This is a genomic window from bacterium (genome assembly GCA_030247525.1).
Lineage (GTDB): Bacteria > Electryoneota > JAOADG01 > JAOADG01 > JAOADG01 > JAOTSC01.
Genome location: JAOTSC010000222.1, coordinates 1 through 4,454, shown reverse-complemented (window position 1 = coordinate 4,454; position 4,454 = coordinate 1). Strand labels below are relative to the sequence as shown.

5 protein-coding genes are annotated in these 4,454 nt (G+C 46.0%); 4 read left to right on the top strand and 1 reads right to left on the bottom strand.

The annotated features are described in order from the left end of the window. From OEM52_14145 to OEM52_14135, 3 genes are all read left to right on the top strand, one after another. Nucleotides 1-754, top strand: a 754-nt coding sequence (locus OEM52_14145) for a sel1 repeat family protein (protein MDK9701276.1), incomplete at its 5' end; no start/stop codon positions are given. A 5-nt stretch (nucleotides 755-759) separates the two neighbouring features. Next, nucleotides 760-1,338: a hypothetical protein gene (locus tag OEM52_14140; GenBank protein ID MDK9701275.1), complete on the top strand. Its 579-nt coding sequence runs from the start codon at nucleotides 760-762 to the stop codon at nucleotides 1,336-1,338. Nucleotides 1,339-1,385: 47 nt separating this feature from the next. Then, the gene (locus tag OEM52_14135) at nucleotides 1,386-2,060 is read left to right on the top strand and encodes a hypothetical protein (protein ID MDK9701274.1); all 675 of its coding nucleotides are present in this window, start codon (nucleotides 1,386-1,388) and stop codon (nucleotides 2,058-2,060) included. Between the two features lie 101 nt (nucleotides 2,061-2,161). Here OEM52_14135 and OEM52_14130 read toward each other — a convergent pair whose 3' ends face one another. After that, a complete protein-coding gene (locus tag OEM52_14130; GenBank protein ID MDK9701273.1) occupies nucleotides 2,162-3,370 on the bottom strand; it encodes a hypothetical protein in 1,209 nt (402 codons plus the stop codon). A gap of 758 nt (nucleotides 3,371-4,128) precedes the next feature. Here OEM52_14130 and OEM52_14125 point away from each other — a divergent pair. Further along, nucleotides 4,129-4,454 (top strand): hypothetical protein (locus OEM52_14125; protein MDK9701272.1); only part of this gene is annotated, 326 nt, incomplete at its 3' end.

Here is a 4,454-nt window from a genome sequence, read left to right as displayed (position 1 = left end):
TTACATGGCTGTTTACGCAGGTAACATCTTTGAAAAAACTCCAATCGACGAAGTCAAAGCTTTAGCAGAGAAAGGTGATGCAACCGCCATGTTAGAATATGGCGAGCGGTTGTTCCAGGGAAATGGCGTCGAGGAGAATACGGAAGAAGGATTGAAGTGGATTATCAAAGCCGGCGAGAATGGCAAAGGAGAAGCGTTTTATGATCTCGGCGTTGCTTATATGAATGAGATGGGTGTTAAGAAGGATTTCCCAACCGCAATCAAATACTTCGAGAAGGGTGCTCTCTTGAAAAATGCCGATTGCATGACAAGTCTTGGTTTAATCTATCAAGCAGGTGCCCGGATCGATAGCAGCTTGCAGGCCAACCCGGAAGAGGCAGTGAAGTGGTACAAGCAGGCTGCTGAACTCAACCACCTCGAAGCGATTCAACACCTCGCCATGATGTATGCGATGGGGATGGGCGTTCCCAAATTTGAAGCGGAAGCGATAAAGTGGTTTCAGAAAGGTTGTGAGCTCGGAAGTTGGGAAATGATGTGGGGATATGGTCAGTGCTTTCAGGATGGAAAAGGGGTAAAGAAAGATTTGGTGCAAGCGTATGCTTTAATGTCTGCTTCTGCCGGTTTTGCTGAGCATCCGACCCAGAAAAAGGGAATGACCGAACACTTGGAAAAACTAGCGAAAGAGCTTTCGGCGGAGCAATTGAAAGCAGCGGAAAAACTCAGCAATGAATGGAAAGCAAAAGTTCGGGAGTAGTTGCAATGAAATTCTTTTTCGCAATAATTCTTGGGTTGAGTATCGCACTGACTGCTGGTATCTCATTTGCAAAACCACTTCAAACCAAGTATAAGACTTATGAACAACCAACGTTACTCAAAGGTGTGACGATTCAAGGGAGAGTAGAGTATCATCGCAACGATACGATTGCGTTCATGCGGTTAACATCTGACCAAACGTTTCTTGGCCAGTGGTTGCCAGCAAATACCGGACTCCATTTCACAGAAAACGGTGAGTGGAATTGGTGCTTTCTGGGGAAGGATTGGGAGATCCAAGGACATAAAATGCACGGTGGCGGACACGAATGGCAGACTCTCTTTTATCCCAGTGGCAAGCTGCATAGCGGTGGGTTAACCGATGACAAAGTAATCGATGGAATCCCTTGTGCCGCCGGTTCCTTCTGGAATGAAGTGTTTGGCGGTGGCGGCCGCACCTACTTTTACGAAAGCGGCAAGCTTAAGTATGCCAAGGTTGCGAAAACGGTAACCTACCGCGGACAAGAAATCAAAAAGGGAAAACACGTGAAACTTGCAGAAGATGGTTCGATACTATTGGTTAAGTAACAACGCTTTGCTTCATTTCATGTGTGTAACAATCAAAAGGGGACAAAATGCGTAAAGTAATCCTTGTAAGTTTCGTATCGCTGCTATGGCTGCTCACCAGCTGTGCGACGTTCCGCTCGGATTTATCCGGCGCTTACACCGGCGAAGTTAAACGGAATCCGAATACCGCTCCGGTAAGCGTTTTCTTTGTTTTCACTCATGTCGAGCAAACCATCGGTTACGATGCGGTGCCGAAACTGGTGAGTAAAAATTCCTCGACCCATAGCTTCGACGAAATATTCGCCGACGCCTTGCGCGAATTCAGCAACACCGGCAAGTATGCGACATTCACTGAGGAAGCTTCCGACGTCAACCAACCGGAACGACGTGCGAAAAAAGACAGTCTCAAGGGGCAATTCGATTATACTGTAAAGGTTCGCATTGTTTCGGAAAAGTATTTCTCCGGTTTCTTTCTGGGAACGCTCTTCTCCAGTATCTCCGCGACCTTACTGCCGATTCCATTTAAGCAGTATTACCGAATGGAAACCGAAATCATCACGAAGGATGGCAAGTTGGTTGGTAAGTACAAACGTAATGCGACACTATCGAAGTGGGTCGAAACCTTCCTCATTTTTGTCTATCCATTTCACCCCGAAAACCGGAAACGGGAAGAGATTTATGTCGCAATGTTGCACGATACATTTCGGCAGATTGAAAGCGAAGGGGTCCTCAGCGCTAAGTAGACATTACCAAAGGGCGAGTGGCGTATCCACTATCAGACGCATCGATATAGAACAGACCGGACAACCATGCCCGGTCTGTTTTGTATTTATTCAACTGAATGTTAACGCAAGCGATAGGTAATGCCACCAGTGAACGCCCAATCGGTCACTGCATCATTCACTCCATCATCAAGACGACGGAGGATAAACGACGGATTGAACGTCAGTTGGTTTTCAATGTAGAACTGGAAAGCGCTACTCAAGTTGATCGAAGTGTACTTCTTAACATTATCCTCGGATGGGTGACGATACTCGAAATTAAGTGTATTATCCCAGTGAATCCGGTTCGATAGTTCGTAGTACACTTGAAACTTCTCAGTGAATTTATAGATTTGGGTAGAGTCGTCAGTAAACACCGTACTGACAATAAAGTTGTTGTTGACTTGTGTCTTGATGGAAATCGGGCGCGACCAATCGTATTCCAGCGTTGCCAAAGGATCGCCGCTCTTCCCTTGATAGTCCGACAACACAACACCAGCACCAGCCCGCACTTCCCAACCGTAAATCCGCTGACCAGTCGGTTCGTCGAGCACTTCCTGAATGCGGACAACACCCATTGCGCCTAAGCCGCCTTCCTTCAACACATTGGCTTCGCGGAGCACGTCCTCCATTGCATTGTACCAGTATTTTCGATATTCAACCGTGCCGTAGGTTGCTTGAAACTCGCTCTTCCGGTCGATGATGCGGGCTAATTTCAATAATGCTTCGTCAGGTAGGTCGCCGGTAGTCACGCCAAACCGTTTAAAATCTTCCGACATCCGAATCGCTTGTTTTAGTACAGTGGCGTTGATCGATCTGCCATACCCGATACCAACAGTAACATCGATGTAGGGCTTCTTTCCTTCCGAAAATGGTGAGCCGACAACCCCACTCAATTTCTGATACTGGATGCGATTGCTGCCGAAACCGAACAGCTTTCCGGTATCTTTGAAGTAACGATTAGCCCGGCTAGACAAATTCAGGTTATAACCATCTTCCTGGGCAGCGTTCTCCGGTGTTGCCCGGCGTAGATAAAAGTCGCCCGAGAAGCTTAACTGATAACTGAAGGGGAGCGAACGGTAAAACAGGTTATAGTTCGCAGCCCCGCTGAAGTTATAACCGACTTGCGTCGAGTCTTGCGACGTCCCGTTTAGATTATATGCCCCACTTAAAAACGCATCCTGCGAAATACTGGTGGGAAAGGTGTATTCTGTTAGACTAATCGCCATACTATTGGCGGCGATAGCGGTAACTGCGATCAGTGCAGCGATAAGCATTTTAATAGATTTCATCGTGAACCCCGATTGAGTGAACGGTTGATTCCGATCATTCGGAAGGTTATCCAGCGTGGCGATGCAATCTCATCCGCGCTAAGCACTTCCGAAAGAACCATCGGAGTAAGGTAGTAAGAAGAAATGTTCAAACCGAACGATTTTTGCCACTTGTACATTTTTTTGCTAATTGACGCTGCACAGTTCTCCGTAGAATTCACTTTGGAACCACAACACGTGGTGCAGTCATGAAGTAAACACCGCTTCCCGAGAGCAATTTTTAAGTAGTAACGACGGGTTTTGTTTTTATATCAACACATTGTACATCTTATTATATGTAAACAAAGCAAACTACTTTCAAGCAGTTGCATAATGTATCTTTTGGATATTCTAATGTATTATCATTGCAAGGCGATGCAATACACTACATCATTTCGATTACATTCGTCAATAAAAATAATTGCAGGTTTACAAATATTATCACTAATGACATTCTATCATGAGTGCAACGATTTATATGACATTTAATTGTTTCGTTGCCACTGTTTCGTTGCTGTTCTGTCCTCGTAACTTGTTGATCACACTTTGCTGATAACTGAGGTACTGGTGATTCGATCAGGCGATATGATGCTACCACATTCTACAATGCCCATCCGACATTGCAAACACGATACTATTGATCCCAATCGATGTTTAACTCACATTGTTATTTTAGGTCAAGATGGTGCTTTGCCGATTTCTTGTTGCAATTCTTCTCGCATTACCCGGGGGGCATAAAGATGTTCCGACGCATACTAACGCTCACACTACTTTCACTCGGTTTGGTTGGTTGCGTAGTTCGTCACAGCCACGCTGCCACTGCCGGGATGACACAGAGTATTCCGAAACCGTTTTTCTTCACTGAAAACAAAGGACAATGGGATTCGCGGGTGTTGTACAAGTGTCAAGCGAAGAATGGGATGACGTGGTTCCTCGAACGGGATGGAATTACTCTGTTGCTTACGCAACCGTGTGATCGGGATTCGGATTTCGGGACTCAGGAAACTGGATTGTCATTGCGAGGTAGCGCAGCGACGAAGCAATCTCATTTGGGGCTGTCTCTTAT